The organism is Streptosporangiales bacterium (assembly GCA_009379825.1).
Taxonomy (GTDB): Bacteria; Actinomycetota; Actinomycetes; order Streptosporangiales; family WHST01; genus WHST01.
Map to the genome: position 1 here is coordinate 83,923 of WHTA01000016.1, position 19,249 is coordinate 103,171.

Genomic DNA, 19,249 nt, shown 5'->3' on the forward strand with positions numbered 1-19,249 from the left:
CGACGGGAAGATTGTTGACAATCCTACTCTGCGTTTCTACCGTCAGCCTGGTCCAGTACTTACGAAACTTGCGAAATCCTTGGTGGTGATACATGCCAGCGAAGACCGCGCGGCGACCGTACCTGAGGGTGATCTGGTCCGACCCGGAAAGTGACGCGACCGGATACCTGGTGGTCGATCGGCTGGTCACCGGCATCGGCACTGGCGGGCTGCGAACGCGCGCCGGTTGCACCCTGGAGGAGGTCGAGGACCTCGCCAGGGAGATGTCGCTGAAGGTCGGCGCCTACGGCGTGCCCGTCGGGGGCGCCAAGGGCGGCATCGACTACCCGCCGGACGCCCCCGACGTGGACGAGGTGCGGCTGCGCTACGTCCAGGCGATGCGCCCGTACCTCGACAGCATGTGGACCACCGCCGCAGACTTCGGCACCCCGCAGGCCAGCTTGGACCAGGTGTTCGAGCGGGCCGGGCTCGGTTCCTCGTCGCTACGCGCAGGCCTGCGTCGTAGCCCCGACCCGGAGGCGACCGCCGCGGACGTCAAGCGGCAGTTCGTCGACGGCGAGGAGGGCCTCACCATGCCCGCGCTGATCGGCGGGTACGGCGTCGCGGAGGCAGGCCTGGCCGGCCTGGAAGGGCTCGGCATCGCGCCTGCGGAAGCGACCGCGGTCGTCCAGGGCTTCGGTGCCATGGGCGGTTCCACGGCGCTATACCTGGCGAAGGCCGGGGTGCGGGTGGTCGGCATCAGCGACGCGCAAGGGCTGCTGGTGAACACCGAACGCGGCCTGGACGTGCCGGCGCTGCTCGCGGCGCGCTCGCCCGCGGGTGCCATCGACCGTGCGGTGCTGCGGTCGGACGACACCGAGCTGCCGGGCAGCGCCTGGCTCGACCTCGACGTCGACCTGCTGGTGCCGGCGGCGGTCTCGTACACGATCACCACGCAGAACTGCGCGCAGGTCAAGGCGCGGTTGATCGCCGAGGCGGCGAACGTCCCCATCACCCCGGACGCGGAACGGTCGCTCACCGACCGCGGCGTGGTCGTCGTCCCCGACTTCGTCGCGAACGCGGGTGCGGCCGTCTGGGCGTGGTGGGTCGTGCTCGGCCTGGTGACCGGTCCCGCCGATTCCCGTTCCCTCCTCTCCAAGCATGTGCGGCCGCTGGTCGGCCAGCTGATCGATGCCTGGCGGGAGAACTCAACCCCACCCCGCGAAGCCGCTGCGCGGATCGCGGAGGAGAACCTTGCCCGCAACGTGGAGCGCTACGGCGGTGTGGTCGAACGCGTTCCGCTGTTCGAGGCAGGAGCACAAGCAGCAGGACTCACCAGGAGCTGAAGGGAACGGAAGTGGCCAGATACATCGAGATCTCGTTGGACAAGCGCGGCGTGAGTTGCACCGCCGTGCTGTTGGACGAGCAGGCGCCCCGCACCTGCGAGGCGGTGTGGAACGCACTGCCGATGGGCAGCGACGCGTACCACGCGAAGTACGCGCGCAACGAGATCTACACGCTCGTACAGGCGTTCGCCGACCCGGAGCCTGGCAGGGAGAACACCACCATCACCCCGATCCCCGGTGACGTCGCGTACTTCTCCTTCGAGAAGTGGCAGATCGCGACGCCGTCGCACGGGTACTCGTCCGCGGAGGAGGCCCACAAGGGCGCCGACATCGTGGACATCGCGCTGTTCTACGAGCGCAACAACCTGCTGCTGAACCCGGACTACGGGTTCGTGCCGGCCAACATCTTCGCGACCATCGTCGAAGGCCTGCCGGAGATCGCGGCCGCGAGCCAGGACCTCTGGAAGCGTGGCGTGGAGGGCGAGACCCTCTCCATCCGCCGCAAGGAGTAACGCACCGACCGGGCACAACCCGGTCGTACCGAACCGACCCCCTGGCCGACAGCGGCCAGGGGGTCGGTCTGTCGAGCGGTGGGTCAGGCGAAGAGGCGCTGGCCGTTCGGTGGTGGCGTGATGCCGCAGGCGCGCAGCGCCGCCCACATGGTCACCTGGTTGGCGGAGAGCACCGGCTTGCCGAGTGCCTCCTCCAGCGGCGGGATGGCGTCGTACGTCGGCAGGTTGGTGCAGCTGAGGAAGAGCGCCTGGGCGTCCGGGTGGTCCGCGTCGACGCCGAGCTGTGTCACCTCGTCGTAGCCGACCTGCCAGATGTGGTCGAGCAGCCCCAGGTGTGCGCTCGACGTGACGGACACCCCGGCTTCGCCGAGGAAGTCGTGCAGCCGGACGGTGACGCTCTCCACGTACGGTGTGGCGACGGCGATGCGTTTGATGCCGAGGTGCTCCAACGCCTCGAGCAGTGCGCCTGACGTGGTGAGCGCGGCCGGGGCGCCGGTGGTGGACATGGCCTCGCGCAGCTCGCGTTCGCCCTCCATGCCGCCGACGAAGCTGCCGGACGTGCAGAGGTACGCGACCACCTCGGGCTCCGCGGTGAGCACTTCGGCGGTGCCGGACTGCACGATGCTGGTCTCGCTGACCAGCTGTGCCATCTCGACGGTGACGGGCACGGCGAGGCGGGGCGTGCGGGTGACGTACAGCGACACGTCGTCGGGCACCCAGCGCCAGACCTCCCGGTCGAGCGCGAAGTCGTACGGCGCGACGATCCCGACGCCGTGCTGGGGCAGCAGCGGTATCGGCACGGTGACCCGAACCGTGTTCGCGGGGGCGTCGAGCGCGACGGCCTCGGCGGTTTCAGTGGCAGCCCGCTGCCCGTCCAGGTCCAATCACCCACTCCTTTCCCCAGCAGCCGCATGCTCACAGAACACTAGTGTCCCGGCTCCAAGAGTTGTTGACAATCCTACGATTGCTGTATGTTTCGCGCGTGTCCGCACGTCCAACGATCGCCGTTCTCTGCAAGGACTCACGGCCGCCGAAGATGGCCGAGGTCGAGGCCCTTGCCGAGGTACGTTACGCCTCCGCCGCCGAGCTGCCCACTGCCGTTGCAGGTGCCGACGTGCTCTTCATGTGGGACTTCCTCTCCTCGGCCCTCGTCGACGCGTGGCCGGCCGCCAGGCAGCTGCAGTGGATCCACCAGGCCGCGGCCGGGGTGGACAAGGTGCTGCTGCCCGAGGTGGTCGCCAGCGACGTCGTCGTCACCAACTCCCGCAACGTCTTCGACCAGGCGATCGCCGAGTACGTGCTCGGCCTAGTGCTTTCGTTCGCGAAGGACTTCCCGCGCACGCTCGAGCTGCAGCGCGAGCACACCTGGCAGCACCGCGACTCCGAGATGATCGCCGGCAAGCAGGCCGTCGTCGTCGGGGTGGGGCCGATCGGCCGGGCGACCGCCAGGTTGCTGCGCGCTGCCGGCCTCCGGGTGCGCGGCGTCGGCCGTACGGCGCGTACCGGCGACGAGGACTTCGGCGACGTGCTCGCGTCGAGCGACCTGCTGCAGGTGCTGCCTGGCGCCGACTACGTGGTCGTCGCCGCCCCGCTGACTCCCGCCACCCGCGGCATGTTCGACGCCGCGGCGTTCGACGCCATGCAACCGACCGCCCGGTTCGTGAACATCGGGCGGGGTGAGATCGTGGTGCAGGACGAGATGGTCGAGGCACTGGTGACCGAGCGGATCGCGGGCGCCGCGCTCGATGTCTTCGAGGAGGAACCGCTGCCTGCCGATTCGCCGCTGTGGGAGATGCCCAACGTCGTGGTCTCACCGCACATGTCCGCGGACTTCATCGGCTGGCTGGACGTGCTCGCCGACGTGTTCGTGGACAACTTCACCCGGTGGCACGCAGGGCAGTCACTGCGCAACGTGGTGGACAAGCAGCTGGGTTACGTCGCTTCGTAGGCTGCGTATATTTCAATCGAGTCGATGGGACTGTCGATGACTACCGAGGTCGCGCACCTCACCGCCACCGAGTTGCTGGCGGCGTACGAGAAGAAGGAGCTCTCGCCGGTCGAGGCGACGCAGGCGGCGCTCGACCGGATCGCCGCCGTGGACGAGCAGCTCAACGCGTACTGCCTGGTCGACGCCGACAGTGCGCTCGGGCAGGCCAGGGAGTCCGAGCAGCGGTGGCAGCGTGGTGAGCCCGCCGGTCCGGTGGACGGCGTGCCGACGTCGGTCAAGGACATGTTCCTCACCCGCGGCTGGCCGACACTGCGCGGTTCCCGCACGGTCGACGCCGACCAGAAGTGGGAGGCGGACGCGCCGTGCGTCGCGCGGCTGCGGGAGAGCGGTGCGGTGCTCGTCGGCAAGACCACCACCCCCGAGCTGGGCTGGAAGGGTGTCACGGACAACCCGCTCACCGGCGTGACGCGGAACCCGTGGGACCTCACCCGCACGCCCGGTGGCTCGAGTGGCGGCAGCTCCGCGGCGGTGGCCGCGGGGATGGCGCCGCTGTCCGTGGGTACCGATGGCGGCGGGTCCGTCCGCATCCCCGGCGCGTTCAGCGGCATCTTCGCGCTGAAGCCGACGTACGGCCGGATCCCGCTCTACCCGTCGAGCCCGTTCGGCACCCTCGCGCACGCCGGCCCGATGACCTGGACCGTGGACGACGGCGCGCTGCTGCTCGACGTGATCAGCGCACACGACGCGCGGGACTGGTCGGAACTGGCGCCGCCGGTGGGGTCGTTCGTGGACGCGCTCGGCGACGGCGTGCAGGGGCTGCGCATCGCGTTCAGCCCCGACCTGGGGTTCGTGGACGTGCACCCGGAGGTGGCCGCGGCCGTCCGCGACGGCGTGGCGGCCTTCGGCGCGGCCGGCGCGCACGTGGAGGAGGCGTCCCCGGGCTTCGCCGACCCCGTCGAGACGTTCAATGTGCTCTGGTACTCGGGCGCGGCGAAGTTCGTCGAGCCGCTCACCGACGAGCAGCGCGGGCTGCTCGACCCTGGGCTGCGCGAGATCTGCGCGCAGGGCGCGACGTACTCCGCGCTGGACTACCTGGAGGCGACGGCGCAGCGGATGGCGCTCGGTGTGGCGATGGGCGAGTGCCACGAGAACTACGACCTGCTGGTGACGCCGACCATGCCGATCCCGGCGTTCACCGCCGGCCGCGAGGTGCCCGAGGACTGGTCGCAGCCGCGGTGGACGAGCTGGTCGCCGTTCACCTACCCGTTCAACCTCACCCAGCAGCCGGCGGCGACGGTGCCGTGCGGGTTCACCGCGAGCGGGCTGCCGATCGGCCTGCAGATCGTGGGCCCGCGGCACGCCGACGCCGCCGTGCTCGCGGCGGCGAAGGCGTTCCAGGACGCCAAGCCCTGGACGGCCACCCGCCCCACCCTGGAGTCCTGACCCGCCGGCCCGGGGCCTGCGGCGCGGCCACAGCCCCAACGCCACGTTGCGGCTTCGTCGTCGTGGTAGCGACAGTAAAGCCGCAACGTGGCGGTAACTAGGTAGCTCGCGAGTAAGCCTGGGCGGTCGGGCGATCGGACGGGCCGCGAGGTGGCGTTGAGCGCCCTCCCGCTCACTCCAGGCCCAGGGTTCCTGACAGTTCGCGTAGCGCGAGGTCGCCGCCGTGTTCGGTGTGGAGTAGATCGGTCACCAGCGCGATGACGACCGGGTGTCCGGTGACGAACTCGGGTGCGAGGCTGTGAGCGTAGGTGAGTGCGTCAATGGCTGCCGGCAGGTTGCGGCGCTGCGTGTGGGCGCGAGCGACGTCGAGTTGGTGTCGCGCCTGGCGTTCCGGGGACAGCGGCGAGGCGTCGAAGGCTTCCGCGACGCGCAGCGCTGCGCCCGCGTCTCCGAGATGGACGGCGACGGTGACACGGTGCAGCGTTGCGTTGTCTGGGCCGAACTCCGTGCCGTAGTCGTTGCGTCCGCGCCCGACGCGGCCGGCGAGTTCGTCGGCGGAATCGAGGTGCTTGTATGCGGCGTCGGCGTCGGCGTCGGCGTGGTCGAGGCGTGCCTCGGCGAGTGCGGATTGTAGGTGGAGCACGCCAGTCAGAGATAGGGCACCGACGTCGCCCTCTTCGACGCGTGCTGCAAGCGCATCGATGGCCGACGATGCAGTGCGGAGGGCGTGGGTGTAGTGGCGGGCGCTCTGAAACACGATGCACAGGCGGAATGACCCTTCGGCCATCAGCAGCGCATCTCCGGTGCGCTCGGCGGCGGCGATGCCGCGGTCTGCGGCGACCCAGGCGGCTGGGAACTCGCCGAGGTTCGACAGGACCGCCGCCAGGGCGTGGTATGCGCGAGCGAGCGACACGTACGCCTGTCGTCGGTCGCGGCCTTTCGTCGTGCGGGCTGCGCTTTCCAGCTCGGGCAGCCGCGCCGCGAGCCGGTCGCGGACGTGTTCGTACTTGGAGGCATGAACGTACTGCCACGCCTCGGATACGGCATCCGCAAGCTCGGTTGTATCGGTCGAGTCATGGGCCGCGAGGACGGCGGTCAGTGCATCGGAGGACGCGAGCGCGAGCGCCAGATCACCCGCCACACTCGGTGCCTCATGGGCGGCGGCGGGCGTGGCCGGCGCCAGGTCAGCGACGGGAACGTCGAGAGCATCGGCCAGTCGCTCTAGCACCGACATACGGTCGATGTGCCGTGCGCCGCGCTCGACCTGTGAGAGCCAGGTCTCGGACCGACCGACCAGCCGGGCGAACTCGCGCTGCGAGAGGCCGCGTTGCTTGCGCAGTCGGGCGATGGTCCGTCCGAGCTGGTTTGAGAGGTCGCTCACCCTGGCAACTTTGACGGTCCCGGCGTCAGAAACTCCACCCGCGTAGCTGCGATGTATGGCTGGCGCTCACGCAGGTACTCCACTGTGTGGGGCGCGCGCTCGTGCGCCTCGAAAGCGGCACGATCTGCGTACAACTCGTAGTGCACCCGCGCCAGCGGCTCACCATCGATCGTGTGCGTGGTGTAGACGAGCGTGCCCGGCTCGTCGTCCCGGATACCCGGTGCGGTCTTGGCAACGAGTGCGTCGTACGCCGCTGCTGCATCCGCGTCCTTCAAGTCGAAGCGCACCACGAGCCCGAACATCATGACCAGCCTTCCATCGCCAGCACCTCGCGTTTCACAGCGTACTTGGAGTGCGGCCAAGTCTTCGACCGCGGTAACGGTAGCAGCACATTGAGTATTGACCCGCACTTTTTGTGCGGCTACTGTCGGTCGACATGACCTGGCCAGGAACAGCAGCCGCGACGCCGGCTCGGATGGAACACCGGGCCGAGGTCGCGTTGAGGACGAGGCGGGGCGGATCGCCGGATCCCCGAGCCGGCGACCGCTCCGCCGAGCAACGCGGGTGTGGTGAAGAGGAGGCGTGAGGGGGATGAGGGGTGACGGTGCAGGCGGTGACGGATCCGCTGAGGACGGTGCTCTGGACGTGGAGCAGCTCGTGGCCATGCATGCGCGGTTGCGGGCCGAGCGCGGCGAGTGGACTGCGGAACAGTTGGCGGCGCTGGACTCGCTGGCTCGCGCTCAGCGGTTCGATGGCATCGAGGCCTACGAGGCTGCTGAGATCGAGTCGCTGATCCAACGTGGCCATGTGCATGGCGCGCGGAAGCGGCTGACCGAGGCGAGGCGCCGCACCAGGTCGGAGCCGGACCACTAGAGCCGGGTCGGGGTCCGTGCCTGATAGTCCCCGAGGTCGGGCACGGCCCCGCCCCCTTTGATCCCGCCGGTGTGACCCACCCCGGCGGTCGCCCTGAGAGATCGAGAGGAACCCGAAGTGAAGGACGAGCTGCAGAATCTGTACGGTGTCGACCTGACGAACGCGACATGGCGGAAGTCGACCTTTTCAAACCCGGAAAACTGTGTCGAGGTCGCGTTGATCGCTGGTGGTGTGGCGGTGCGGGACTCGAAGAACCCGCAGCGCGGCGCGCTGGTGTTCGACAACGCCGAGTGGCGCGCGTTCGTCCGCGGCGCGGCGGCCGGCGAATTCAGCTAGCCGCATGGTGAGGCTGCCCGCCGCGATCGCGCCCCTGGACCGGCGGGCAGACAGTCGGACCGGGCGGGTAGGTCACGTCCCCGTGCCGCCCGCCCGGCCGGCACACACCGTGCGACCCGTACCGGACGCGAACGGAGCAGTCATGCACGACAGGACCGAACCAGCGCACAGGGACAAGGTCGGTCTTGTCCTACTCGCGGTGGCGCTTGTCGCCTCGGTCGTGTTCTGGGCCCTGGCCACCACCTGACCACTCGCGCTCGCGCGATGGCCCGTGCGAGCCCCCGACAGCACCGGCGGCACCGAATGGAGGACCGACCCGCGGCAGTGACCGCTAACGATGACGACGCACTCCGTGCCACCTCGCCCGGCCGGGCCGGCGAGGTGGTCACGGCCTACCGTGACGCCCGCCGCGCCGCCGCCGCGCTCGGTGAGGCTCTGCGGCGGGGTGGCTCCACTGCCGAGGACCTGGCGACTGTCACGCCGAGCCTTGACGATGCCTGCTAGCCCGTCCTGCACGTCCACCTCACCAAGACCGGAGCCGGTCGGCTCCACCGCTTGCTCAGGTCCGAGACGGCCACGCCGGCTCGGATGAGCGGGGACGCCCCGCCCGAGAACCCGGGCTCGCATCACAGGCCGAGGAAGGCGAGGACGATGCCCACCGCCGAGCCCAGGATGATCATGAGCGCGAAGACGATGAGGCCGACGAACATGCCCTTGCCTCGCCGCTCCTGCGGCGGTGGGCCGGCCGAGCCGCGGTGGTAGATCGTGTACGGCGCGGCGTACTCGATGAGCACCGGCATGCCGGAACGGGTGTCGACCGTGGTCTCCGCCTTGCCCACCTTGATGAAGAAGTAGGAGGTGTGGAACCGGACCTGATACCGGCCAGGCGGCAGGAAGTACGCCGACGCGGCCGTGCTCGCGGCAGCGAAGGTGTTCCAGGACGCCAGGCCGTGGATGGACGCCCGCCCCAGCCTGGGCGTCTGACCACGTCAGCTCAGCCCTGCGTCGTGGGCGAGGATGGCGAGCTGGGTGCGGTTGTTCATGCCCAGCTTGGTGAGTAGCCGGGAGATGTGTGCCTTGACCGTCGCGACGCTCATGTAGAGCTCGCCGGCGATCTCGGCGTTCGACTTGCCGACGGCGGGCGCGACGACGACCTCGCGCTCCCTGTCGCTGAGCTGTTCGACCAGCCGGCCGGCGCGCAGCCGGCGGTCGTCGCCGCTGTCGGCGAGGTGGCCGATCAGCTGACGGGTGACGGAAGGCGACAGCATCGGGTCACCGGCCGCGACCCGCGACACGGCGCGGACGATCTCCTCGGGCGGGCTGTCCTTCAGCAGGAAGCCGCTCGCGCCGGCACGCAGCGCGCGCATCACGTGCTCGTCGGTGTCGAACGTGGTGAGTACGATCACCTCGGGCGCGTCCGCGCGGGTGCGCAGCTGCTCGGTCGCGGTGAGGCCGTCCAGCTTCGGCATCCGGATGTCCATCAGCACGACGTCGGGGGAGTGGGTGCGGGCGGCGGCGGCGACGTCCGCGCCGTCGGTCACCTCCGCGACGACGTCGAGCTTCGGTGCCGCCGAGGATCATCCGCAGGCCGGCGAGGACCAGTGGGTCGTCGTCGACGAGCAGTACCCGTACAGGTTCGCTCACGTCGGCCACGGTAGCCACGCCTCAAGTCCGAACTCGCCGGCGGGGGTACGTCCGTGGCTCAGCCGCCCGCCGGCCAGCTCGGCCCGCTCGGTCATGCCGATCAGGCCGGTGCCCGCCCCGGGGACGCCGGTGGGCTCGTCGGTCGGCGGCAGCGCGTTGCGCGCCCGCACGGTCAGTCCCGCGCCAGGGCCGCCGTGCACGTCCAACGTGACCGGCATGCCAGGAGCGTGCTTGCGTGCGTTGGTCATTGCCTCCTGCACCACGCGGTACGCGGTCCTGCCGACGCTTGCCGGCACCGAGTCCACGTCGTCGACGTGTTCGTCGTACGTCACCTGCACGCCGGCCGCCTGCGCCGCGTTCACCAGCTCGCGCACCGTGGCGAGCGTCGGCTGCGGGTAGTCGCCGTTGCCGTCCGTGATGCCGGTGCGGAGTACGCCGATCACCTCGCGGAGGTCCTGGAGCGCCTGGTGGGTGCTGTTGCGTATCACCTTCAACGACGCGGCGACCTCGTCGGTCGGTGCATCGCGGCGGAACTCCAGTGCCCCGACATGCATGCTCAGGAGCGAGAGCCGGTGCGCCAGCACGTCGTGCATCTCCCTGGCGATGTGCTCGCGCTCCAGTTGCTTCGCCTCGTCCACCCGCTGCTGTTGTTCCGCTTCGGCGCGGCGTGCCATGGAGAGCAGCAGCTGTCGCCTCGCCCGGACGAAGCTGCCCCAGGCGAACAGCGCGACGCCGGACGCGACCACGATCACCAGGTGCCCGGTGTAGGGCAGCGGAGCGATCGGGTAAAGCAGCGGCATCGCCAGCCAGGATGCCACGAGCAGTGCGGTGAGCGCCGCGCCGACGGGGAGCCGCCGGTGGATCGTGGTGCGGGTGAGGTTGATGGCGGCGGGGATCCCGATGGCCGGCGCGACGACGACGAGCGCCGCCGGCACGACCGTGCTCGCCACCGGCAGCCGCCGCCACGCGAACAGGGCCACACAGCCGAGCACCGCCCCGGCGGCGTCGACGGCCACGAGCGCGGTCGACACCGGTGGCTCGGCGACCGCGTAACCGGTCACGCCGAAGGCGGCGACGAGCACCAAAAAGGGCCACGTAGCCGACCTCCCGCACCCATTCGCGGCGGGTGCGGCGGGTGCGCGGCGGTGCGGGTGCACCGTCGCTCTCCGGCAGCAACAGCGCGGACAGCAGCCAGCGCTGGTCGTGCTCTGGGGCAGCAGGTTGGGCGCAGCTCATGTCGCGGAACACCACGGGGCGGCGGTGCGAGCAGACAGCAACCTGCGGCTATTCGCCCTAGCCGTTGGTCGATGCGGCATGCACGTTCGGCCGACGCGACGCGACGCGACGCGACGCGACGCGACGCGACGCCGCGCCGCCGTCCGCCAGGCTGCTGCCATGCCACACCCACGCGTACGGACCAGCCCACGGAGCTCGAAGGGGCGGCGTTACCGCGCTTCGCCGCCGGACCGGTGCTCGCCATCGCGGGTGCGACGAGCCTCGTGCTCCTGCTCAACAGCGGCCGCGGCGGGTACCTGGCCGACGAGGTCTACTTCATCCGTGCCGGCAACCGTCCATCGTTCGGCTACGCGGACCAGCCGCCGCTTGTGCCGCTGCTGGCCCGCTTCCTCGACGACCTGTTCCCCGGACTCGCTGGTGTGGCTGCGGCTGCCGATGACGCTGCTCGCCGGCGTGGGCGTGGTGCTGAGCGTGCTGCTCGCCAGGGAGTTCAGCGGGTACGCGGCCGCGCCCAGTGGCTGGCCGCGGCCGCGTACCCGCTGTCGCCGCTGCTGCTCGGGTTCGGCCGCGTGCTCGCGACGTACTCCATCGACCCGGTGCTGTGGACGTTGGCGATCTGGCTGCTCGTCCGCTGGTTGCGGCTGTGGCACCACGGCGTGCGCGCGGACCGTTATCTGCTGCTCTTCGGCTTGGTCATCGCGCTGGACGTACAGGTGAAGTACCTGGTGGGTGGCTTCCTCGTCGTGCTCGCCGTGGCGGTGCTCGCGGTCGGGCCGCGGCGCCTGTTGCTGCGCCCGATGCTCTGGCTGGGCGCGGCGGTCACCGTGCTCACGATGATCCCTGGCGTGCTCTGGCAGGCGAGCCACGGCTGGCCGCAGCTGGAGATGGCGCAGGTGCTCTCCAAGGGCGCGAAGCTGATCTGGGAGCCGGCCTGGTTCGTGCCCGCCGTCGTCGTAGGTGCCGGGTTGCCCGGTGGGTTCCTGTTGTGTGCCGGCCTGTGGCGGCTGGTGCGGACGGAACAGCTGCGCCCGTACCGGTGTCTCGGGTGGGCGGCCATCGGCACCACGGTGCTGTTCGCGGTCACCGGCGGTGGGTTCTACTACGCCGCGGGGTTGCTGCCGCTCGGCGTGGCGGCCGCCACGCCGAGCGGCAGCAACCCCGCGGCGGCACGGTGGTGGCGGTGGGTGCCCACGGTGCCCGCGTGCGTGGTGGCGGCGGTGCTCGTCGGGGTGAGCACGTTCGCCACGGCGACGCCAGGCATGGGCCTCAGCGGCGGCTGGTCCGAGGTGGCCAAAGGCACCGCCGCGGCCTACCGCGACCTGCCCGCGCAGCAGCGGGACAGGACGGTCGTCATGGCGCACTGGTACTTCCAGGCCGCCGCGGTGGAGAAGTTCGGCCCGCGGTACGGCCTGCCGGAACGGGTTTACAGCTCGAACCGCGGGTACTGGTACTTCGGCGCGCCGCCGGCCGGCACCGAGCGGGTGCTGTACGTCGGTGGCAGCGCGCGCGAGTTGCGCCGGTCGTTCGGCAACGTGCGGCGGGTCGACACCGTCGACGGGCTCGGCTCGGGCACGGCCGGCTCGAACAAGGACGTCCCCCTCTGGGAGTGCACGGACCCGAGGTGGCCGTGGCCGGAACTGTGGCGAGACCAGCTGCGGCGGCCGTTCTGACCGTCACCAGTTGGGCTCGTCCGCGGTGGTGGTCGGCGGCAGCTCGACGTCGCTGGGGTGGAGGACGTAGGTGAGGCCGCCGGAGTGCGGCAGCCAGGCGTTCTCCACCTGGTCGCGGCGGTACACCCGGGGCACCTCGTCACCCTCGCGGGTCGCCGGGTCGTTCACGATGACGTCGCCGTCCTCGGTGAACCCGGCGATGACGAACAGGTGCCCGGTCGTGCTGTACCCGGCGCCGTCCATGTCCTTCTCGTCGAACGAGACGGAGACGACCAGGGGGATGCCGCGCTCGATGAACCGTTCCGCCTCGGCCAGCGACCGCAGCCGGGTCACGAACCCTTCCATCTGGTCGAACTCGGCGGCGTACGCGGTGTTGAACGACCAGTTCCCCGCGCCTTCGTAGTCGTAGTCGTACGTGTTGCGGGCCGCGTAGTCGACCTGCGGGCCTTGGTGCGGTTTCGGCTCCACCCAGTCGGTGTCCCCGGCAGGCACGGTGCGGTCCCAGTGGTACAGCGCCATGGTGGTCGACGTGGGGGAGCACCAGGCCTCGCCGCCGTTGTCGTACTCCGGGTAGTGCCCCTCGTGGATGTTCTGCGAGAAGCCCGGCACCTCCAGGTCGATCTCGCGGCCGAGGGTGAAGTCGCTCGTCGGCACCTTCTTCCCGTCCGGCAGCAGCGACGTCAGCACGCTGGCCTTCGAGACCTTCGGCGTCGCGTCAGAGCCCGCCGGTGCGTGCAGTCGCACGCGTAGCTGCACGCCGTCCACGTCGTTCTTCTTCGCCGCCACGAAGGTGTCCACGGCGACGTAGCCGTCGTCGTCACCCTGGCTCGGTACCGAGGTGCGGTGGATGTCGCCGGCGGCGAAGTCGTCGCCGGACGTCCAGCGGCCCATCGTGTACCACTTCGTCCACCGGCCGCTGCCGGTGACCTGGCCGCGGAAGCCGACCTCGATCCAGGTGCCGGTCGGGGTGTCGGCGTTCCAGGACGCCACCGCCTCGGTGGTGCCGAAGCCGGGCTCGTGCTCGTGCGTGGGCGAGGTCCAGGTGCCGGTGCGGTACTTCTTGGCGTTCCCGTCGCCGAACGGGTCGGTGTACGAGGTCTCGCCGGCTCCGTCGCCGAGGGCGAGCCGGCCACCGGGCTGCACCTGCACGCCGTCGGAGCGACCGGCCGCGAACGCGTCGGCGTCGGACCACTCGCGGTACGAGACGTGCCGCGGTTCCGCGGACTCCTTCGCCGCGGCCGGCGCCGTGGCGCCCGGCCACAGCAGCGTCGTGGCCGCCACCAGGGCCGTCGCCGTCACCGACAGCCAAGTCCCGTTGCGTCGCATTGCCGACCTCCCCGAAGGCCCGTCCGGTCGCCGCTCAGCCTAGAGCGTGCCGCGCGGATCCTGCAGCATTTCGACGGACTGCTGCCAGGAGACGGAAGAATTCCTACCTGGTGTCAGTAGCCGAGGAAGGCGAGCAGGAGGCCCACCCCGCGCCCCCGAACACCAGCACGACCACCGCGACGATCAGGCCGATGAGCATGCCCTTGCCCCGCCGTTGCTGTGGCGGTGGGCCGGCGGACCCGCGGTGGTAGATCGTGTAGGGCGCGGCGTACTCGAGGTGCACCGGCATGCCGGCACGGGTGTCGACCACCGTCTCCGCCTTGCCGACCTTGATGAAGAAGTACGACGTGTAGAACAGGATCCGGTAGTAGCCGGGCGGCAGGAAGAACTGGTGCCGCCGCTTGGGCACCAGCGACATGCGCATGCCGGGACCGAACTCGACGAACATCGGGTACATGCCGTACCTGGTGATGGTGGGGCCGGAGGTGTCGACGTACCGGGATCCCCGGTGCGGGGGCGTGCGGTCGGTTCATCGCGAGTGAGCTTAGGTGAACCGTCCGGCCCGGTTACGGCAGACTGGGCCATACGGCGGACGCAGACGGCAGGGGGCGCACGATGGACGAACGCGACATCCTCGGGCGGGTGCACGAACTGGTCGACGAGGAACACACCCTGCGCGAGCAGCTCGCCGCCGGCGACATCGACGGCGCCGCGGAGCGCGAGCGCCTGCAGCTGCTGGAGAACGAGCTCGACCAGTGCTGGGACCTGCTCCGCCGCCGCCGCGCCGCGAAGGAGGCCGGCCTGGACTCGCTGGAGACCGGCGTCCGCACGGTGCGCGAGGTACGCCGCTACCTGCAGTGACGCCGCGCTAGGCTGCGGACACGACGACCAGCAAGGAAGGGTCCGATGCCGAGCTCGTATGCCGCCGTGCGTACCGACGCGCCCGCCCGCTACGCGAAGCAGCTGGCCAGCCACATGTCGCGCCGTATCGATGCCACCTGGGACGGGAGTGCCGGTGCGCTGCCGTTCCCGTTCGGCCACTGTGCCCTGCGCGCCGAGGAGGGCGAGCTGATCCTCGAAGCCGAAGCCCCCGACGAGGCCGAGCTCAGCCGCGTGGAGGAGGTCGTCGGCAGCCACCTGGAGCGCTTCGGCCGCAAGAACGAGCTCGTCGTCAGCTGGCAACGGGCACAGCCGGGCTGAGCCGCGCCACGATGGACCAACATGGGTGTGCTGGCTACACGATGGTCCACCGCGGCGTCGCGGCTGCTACTTCGCCAGGCCGTTGTCGTCGATGAACTGCTTCGCCACGGTGGCGGCGTCCTTCTTGTCCACCTCGACCTCGGCCACCAGCTTCTTCAGCTTGTCCGTGGTCAGCTTGGCCGACACGGCGTTGAGCGCCTTCTTCGTCTTCGCGTCCGCCTTCTCGGAGTTGATCAACGGCGTGACGTTCTGCGCGATGTAGAGGTTCTCCGGGTCCTCGAGCGCGACGAAGTTGTTCTGCTCGATCGCGCTCTGCGTGGTGAACAGGTTGACCGCGTCGACCTGGCCGTCCTTCAGTGCCTTCACCGAGATCGGCCCGGCGACGTCGAGCTTCTTGAAGTTCTTGAACTTCAGCCCGTACACCTCGCGGAGACCCTCGACGCCGTTGTACCGCTTCTCCCACTCCGGCGGCCCGCCGAGGACCATCTTCGGGGCGTGCGGCTTCAGGTCGCTGAGCAAGGTCAGGTCGTACTTGTCCGCGGTCTGCTGAGTGACGACCACCGCGTCCTTGTCCTCGGCGGAGGACATGTCCAGCAGCTCGAAGCCCTTCGGCAGGCTGGCTTGCGCCTGCTCGTACACCTTCTCCGGGTCCGTAGCGTCCTCGGTGTGCCCCTTCTTCTGGTACTCCAGCAGGCTGCCGGTGTACTCGGGGAGGAGGTCGATCGAGCCGTCCTTCAGCGCCGGGATGTACGCCTCCCTGGTGCCGACGTTCATCTTCCGCGAGACCTTGACGCCTTCTGCCTCGAGCACCTGGGCGTAGATCTCGGCGAGCAGTTGGTTCTCCGGGAAGTTCGCGGCGCCCACCGTGATCGTGCCACTGGCGCCGCCCTCCTTGTCGCCGCCTTCCAACGGGTCACCGCCACCACCGCACCCGGCGGTGAGGACGAGCGCCCCGGCGGTCAGCAGGCTGACGAGCGTGCGTCGCATCGCACGCACTCCTTTCTGGTCGTCACGAAGCGGTACTCTGTCGGTGGTTGGTAACCGGCCGCCTCGACGTCGGTTTCGTGCGTGCCGCGAGCCCGCCTGGCTGCGCGACCGTCTTCAGCCCGACGAACACGACGTCGAGCGCGATGGCCAGTACCGCGACGAGTACGGCACCGGCCAACATGGTGGGGTACTCCCGTTGTGCGAGGCCGTCGATGAGGAACCGGCCAAGGCCACCCAAGCTAACGTACGCCGCCACGGTGGCGGTGGATACGACCTGCAGTGTCGCCGTACGTAACCCACCGACGACGATCGGCAGCGCGGCGGGCAGCTCGGCCTGGAAGAGCACCTGGCGCTCCGTCATGCCCATGCCGCGGGAGGCGTCCACGATGTCCGGCTCCACGTTGCGGATGCCGGCGTACGTGGCGGTGAGGATCGGCGGGATGGCGAGCACCACCAACGCGACGAGAACCGGCACCAGCCCGACGGTGGTCAGCAGCACCAGGAGCACGAGGAAGCCGAGCGTGGGCAGCGCGCGGCCGGCATTGCCGATGTTGATCGCCAGGAACGCGCCGCGGTTGGTGTGCCCGATCAGCAGGCCGACGGGGAACGCGATGGCGAACGCGATCAGCAACGCGAGCACCGTGTAAAGCAGGTGTTCGGCGGCGCGCAGCGGGATGCCTTCCGGCCCGGTCCAGTGCTGCGCGTCGGCGAAGAACGCGAACAGGTCGCCCACCATCAGCGCGCCTCCCTCGCCCGGGCCCAGGGTGTGAGCATCCGTTGCAGCACCACGATGATCAGGTCGGCCAGGAACGCAAGCGCTACGGAGAGCACTATGCCGGTGAGGATCAGCGGCAGCGAGCCGATCTGGAACCCGTAGGTGAACAGGTCACCGAGCCCGCCGACGCCGATCAGCGCGCCCACGCTGACCATGCTGATGTTGGAGACCGACGTCACCCGCAACCCCGCCGCGATGACGGGTACGGCGATCGGCAGCTCGACGGTGAGCAGCTGCCGCAACCGGCGCATCCCCATGGCGGTGGACGCCATCCGCACCGGTTCCGGCACGGCCTTCAGGCCGTCGGTGACGCTGCGGAACAGCAGCGCGAGGGTGTAGAGCGACAGCGCCACGATCACGTTGATCGGGTCGAGGATCTGCGTGCCGAGGATGCCAGGCATCACGATGAAGAGGGCGAGCGACGGGATCGAGTAGGCGACGCTGGACGCGCCGAGCAGCGGTGCGTCGATCCACCGGGAACGCACCGCTGCCATGCCGAGAGGGATGGCAAGCACGAGACCAATGATGATCGGTAGCACTGACAAGTAGAGGTGCTGCACGAGGCCGGCGAGGATCCTCGGCGAGTTCGCGTCCAGGAACTCGATCATGCGTACCCACCCGACGGGTTCACGGTGCTGGCTCTGCCTCGGCTTCGGCGCTGCGCAACGCGGTGACGTACTGCGCGATCTGGTCGTGGCCGACCGCGCCGACCACGCGCCCCTCGGCGTCCACCTGGACGGCTAGTCCGGCGGGTGAGGCCAGCGCGCCGTCGAGTGCGGTGCGGCAGGTGTCGGCCGTGGTGTAGGTCGTGCCGACGGGTACGTGGGCGATCTCGTCGTCGGACTGGTCGTGGCCGTCGAGCCAGGCCACCGGGTGTTGGTCGGGGTCGATGCTGAGCAGCCACCGCCGGTCGGCCCTGGCGGCCGCCGCGCGTACGTCCGACGGCGGGCTGCCCGTGGCGACGGTGGCGACCGGTTCGGTGGGCAGACCGGCCGCGGTGACGAACGACAGCCTGCGGTAGCCGCGGTCGCGACCGACGAGGCTCTCCACGAACTCGTCCTTCGGGCTGGCGAGCAGCTCTGCGGGCGGCGCGATCTGTACGACCCTGCCGCCGCCGCCGAAGACCGCGACCTGGTCGCCCAGCTTGATGGCCTCGTCGATGTCGTGCGTGACGAACACGATGGTCTTGCTGAGGTCCTGCTGCAGCCGGAGGAACTCGTCCTGCAGGTTCTCCCGCACGATCGGGTCGACGGCGCTGAACGGCTCGTCCATCAGCATCACCGGCGGGTCCGCGGCCAGCGCTCTGGCGACCCCCACCCGCTGTTGCTGACCGCCGGACAGCTGTGCGGGGTAGCGCTTGGCGTGCGAAGGATCGAGCCCGACCCGCTCGAGCAGCTGCATGCCGGCCTTCCTGGCCGCCGCCTTGCTCTGGCCGAGGAGGTAGGGCACCGTGCAGACGTTGTCGATGATGGTGCGGTGCGGCAGCAGGCCCACCTGCTGGATGACGTAGCCCATCCGCCGGCGCAGCGTGGCCTTGTCGACCTTGCTGAGATCGTCGCCGTCCTGCGTGATCCGGCCGGACGTCGGCTCGATCATCCGGTTGATCATGCGCAGCGACGTGGTCTTGCCGCAGCCGGAAGGACCTACGAACACGGTGATCTGGCCGGTCGGGATCTGCAGGCTGAGCTCGTCGACACCGATCGCTGCGCCGGGGAAACGCTTAGTGACGGACTCGAACTCGATCACGTCGGTCCCCTCGTCACCTGCCGCGGTCCGGTCAATCCTTCTCAGCCGGACGTACGCATGTCAAGCTGACGCGGCAGACGATGCGCGCAGTTGTGGGCGGATGCGGCCGCGGACGACGAGTTCGAGCGTCAGCACGACGGCGACGGTCTCGACGGCGAGCAGGCCGACCAACACGAACAGTTGGGTCGCCCCGGCCGCGAGTGGGTGCGCACCCGCGATCAGCATGCCGACGAACGCGCCCGGCAACGTCACCAGCCCGACCGTGCGCGTCTGGTCGAGCGCGGGGATGAGCGCCTGCGCGGCGGACGGCCGGCAGATCTCCAGGCCGGCGTCGCGCGGCAGCATGCCGAGCGAGAGGCCGGCCTCCCACTCGCCGTGCCTGGTGTGCAGCTCGTCGAGTGCGCGCCGCGCGGCCTGTGCGGTCGCGGTCATGGCCCCGCCGATGAGGATGCCGCTGACCGGGATCACCGCGATCGCCTTGGCCGGCAACAGACCGGTGGCGAGCAGCGTCCCGATGACCGGTGCGGTGCCGGCCACGATCGGTAGCGCGGCCCACCACCCGCTGCGGTGCGTGGTGGCGCGCCGCCCAGCGGTCCGAGCGGCGATGGTGTACATGACGAGCACGAAGACGGCGGTCAGCGACAACGACCCGAGGATCGCCGTGATGACCAGTGACACCACACCCAGCTGCACCACCGCCCGCACCGCGGCAACGGCGATGCGGCGTTCCTGGCCCAGCCTGCCCACCCGCGCAACAACCGCCGCCACGACCGCCAACACGGCCACGGCAACGCCCAGCCACGGCCCCACACTCAACAACGTCGACGACATCAGTGCCTCCCTGCCC

At 70.1% G+C, this 19,249-nt stretch carries 21 protein-coding genes and 1 pseudogene; 9 read left to right on the forward strand and 13 right to left on the reverse strand.

From position 1 onward, the window contains the following. Positions 1-92: 92 nt before the first annotated feature. On the forward strand, positions 93-1,325 hold the full coding sequence (locus GEV07_11090) for a glutamate dehydrogenase (protein ID MQA03236.1): 1,233 nt from the start codon (positions 93-95) through the stop codon (positions 1,323-1,325). 11 nt (positions 1,326-1,336) lie between these two features. Then, on the forward strand, positions 1,337-1,837 hold the full coding sequence (locus GEV07_11095; protein MQA03237.1) for a DUF3830 family protein: 501 nt from the start codon (positions 1,337-1,339) through the stop codon (positions 1,835-1,837). Positions 1,838-1,920: 83 nt separating this feature from the next. On the opposite strand, the gene GEV07_11100 is transcribed toward GEV07_11095, so the two are convergent. After that, positions 1,921-2,637: an Asp/Glu racemase gene (locus tag GEV07_11100; protein MQA03238.1), complete on the reverse strand. Its 717-nt coding sequence runs from the start codon at positions 2,635-2,637 to the stop codon at positions 1,921-1,923. Positions 2,638-2,873: 236 nt separating this feature from the next. Here GEV07_11100 and GEV07_11105 point away from each other — a divergent pair, with 236 nt between their 5' ends. Together GEV07_11105 and GEV07_11110 are read left to right on the forward strand one after the other, a co-directional pair. Continuing rightward, complete coding sequence (locus GEV07_11105) at positions 2,874-3,785, forward strand: D-2-hydroxyacid dehydrogenase (protein MQA03239.1); 912 nt, start codon at positions 2,874-2,876, stop codon at positions 3,783-3,785. Between the two features lie 36 nt (positions 3,786-3,821). Further along, on the forward strand, positions 3,822-5,228 hold the full coding sequence (locus tag GEV07_11110) for an amidase (GenBank protein MQA03240.1): 1,407 nt from the start codon (positions 3,822-3,824) through the stop codon (positions 5,226-5,228). A 172-nt stretch (positions 5,229-5,400) separates the two neighbouring features. On the opposite strand, the gene GEV07_11115 is transcribed toward GEV07_11110, so the two are convergent. Together GEV07_11115 and GEV07_11120 are read right to left on the reverse strand one after the other, a co-directional pair. Further along, positions 5,401-6,609: a helix-turn-helix domain-containing protein gene (locus GEV07_11115; protein ID MQA03241.1), complete on the reverse strand. Its 1,209-nt coding sequence runs from the start codon at positions 6,607-6,609 to the stop codon at positions 5,401-5,403. Further along, entirely contained in the window at positions 6,606-6,911 is a 306-nt protein-coding gene (locus GEV07_11120) for an antibiotic biosynthesis monooxygenase (GenBank protein ID MQA03242.1), read from the reverse strand. The genes GEV07_11115 and GEV07_11120 overlap by 4 nt, the downstream gene beginning before the upstream one ends. A 343-nt stretch (positions 6,912-7,254) precedes the next feature. Here GEV07_11120 and GEV07_11125 point away from each other — a divergent pair, with 343 nt between their 5' ends. Both GEV07_11125 and GEV07_11130 read left to right on the forward strand, forming a co-directional pair. Further along, complete coding sequence (locus tag GEV07_11125; protein MQA03243.1) at positions 7,255-7,482, forward strand: hypothetical protein; 228 nt, start codon at positions 7,255-7,257, stop codon at positions 7,480-7,482. Between the two features lie 153 nt (positions 7,483-7,635). Beyond that, positions 7,636-7,818 carry a DUF397 domain-containing protein gene (locus GEV07_11130; GenBank protein MQA03244.1) on the forward strand — a complete coding sequence of 61 codons (183 nt, stop codon included), beginning with the start codon at positions 7,636-7,638 and terminating at the stop codon, positions 7,816-7,818. 626 nt (positions 7,819-8,444) lie between these two features. Here the strand turns inward: GEV07_11130 and GEV07_11135 are convergent. The 3 genes and pseudogenes from GEV07_11135 to GEV07_11145 all read right to left on the reverse strand — a co-directional run bounded on the left by GEV07_11135 (position 8,445) and on the right by GEV07_11145 (position 10,262). Further along, positions 8,445-8,657, reverse strand: a complete 213-nt coding sequence (locus GEV07_11135) for a hypothetical protein (GenBank protein MQA03245.1) — start codon at positions 8,655-8,657, stop codon at positions 8,445-8,447. Positions 8,658-8,807: 150 nt separating this feature from the next. Beyond that, positions 8,808-9,399: pseudogene (locus GEV07_11140) on the reverse strand (response regulator). A 59-nt stretch (positions 9,400-9,458) separates the two neighbouring features. Next, a complete protein-coding gene (locus GEV07_11145; protein ID MQA03246.1) occupies positions 9,459-10,262 on the reverse strand; it encodes a hypothetical protein in 804 nt (267 codons plus the stop codon). A gap of 507 nt (positions 10,263-10,769) precedes the next feature. Here GEV07_11145 and GEV07_11150 point away from each other — a divergent pair. After that, entirely contained in the window at positions 10,770-12,368 is a 1,599-nt protein-coding gene (locus tag GEV07_11150; GenBank protein ID MQA03247.1) for a glycosyltransferase, read from the forward strand. 3 nt (positions 12,369-12,371) lie between these two features. Here GEV07_11150 and GEV07_11155 read toward each other — a convergent pair whose 3' ends face one another. Both GEV07_11155 and GEV07_11160 read right to left on the reverse strand, forming a co-directional pair. After that, a complete protein-coding gene (locus tag GEV07_11155; GenBank protein ID MQA03248.1) occupies positions 12,372-13,667 on the reverse strand; it encodes a peptidase C39 family protein in 1,296 nt (431 codons plus the stop codon). A gap of 130 nt (positions 13,668-13,797) precedes the next feature. Then, positions 13,798-14,151 carry a hypothetical protein gene (locus GEV07_11160; protein ID MQA03249.1) on the reverse strand — a complete coding sequence of 118 codons (354 nt, stop codon included), beginning with the start codon at positions 14,149-14,151 and terminating at the stop codon, positions 13,798-13,800. 158 nt (positions 14,152-14,309) lie between these two features. Here GEV07_11160 and GEV07_11165 point away from each other — a divergent pair, with 158 nt between their 5' ends. Beyond that, a complete protein-coding gene (locus tag GEV07_11165) occupies positions 14,310-14,555 on the forward strand; it encodes a DUF2630 family protein (protein ID MQA03250.1) in 246 nt (81 codons plus the stop codon). A 45-nt stretch (positions 14,556-14,600) separates the two neighbouring features. Then, a complete protein-coding gene (locus tag GEV07_11170) occupies positions 14,601-14,894 on the forward strand; it encodes a DUF2218 domain-containing protein (protein MQA03251.1) in 294 nt (97 codons plus the stop codon). 66 nt (positions 14,895-14,960) lie between these two features. On the opposite strand, the gene GEV07_11175 is transcribed toward GEV07_11170, so the two are convergent. Genes GEV07_11175 through GEV07_11195 form a run of 5 tightly spaced genes read right to left on the reverse strand, consistent with a single transcriptional unit; the run spans position 14,961 to position 19,233 of the window. Continuing rightward, on the reverse strand, positions 14,961-15,881 hold the full coding sequence (locus GEV07_11175; protein ID MQA03252.1) for a glycine/betaine ABC transporter substrate-binding protein: 921 nt from the start codon (positions 15,879-15,881) through the stop codon (positions 14,961-14,963). A gap of 22 nt (positions 15,882-15,903) precedes the next feature. After that, positions 15,904-16,617: an ABC transporter permease subunit gene (locus tag GEV07_11180; GenBank protein MQA03253.1), complete on the reverse strand. Its 714-nt coding sequence runs from the start codon at positions 16,615-16,617 to the stop codon at positions 15,904-15,906. Then, entirely contained in the window at positions 16,617-17,264 is a 648-nt protein-coding gene (locus tag GEV07_11185; GenBank protein MQA03254.1) for an ABC transporter permease subunit, read from the reverse strand. The genes GEV07_11180 and GEV07_11185 overlap by 1 nt, the downstream gene beginning before the upstream one ends. A 19-nt stretch (positions 17,265-17,283) precedes the next feature. Further along, complete coding sequence (locus GEV07_11190; GenBank protein ID MQA03255.1) at positions 17,284-18,402, reverse strand: ATP-binding cassette domain-containing protein; 1,119 nt, start codon at positions 18,400-18,402, stop codon at positions 17,284-17,286. A gap of 60 nt (positions 18,403-18,462) precedes the next feature. Beyond that, the gene (locus GEV07_11195) at positions 18,463-19,233 is read right to left on the reverse strand and encodes an ABC transporter permease (GenBank protein MQA03256.1); all 771 of its coding nucleotides are present in this window, start codon (positions 19,231-19,233) and stop codon (positions 18,463-18,465) included. Positions 19,234-19,249: the final 16 nt, after the last annotated feature.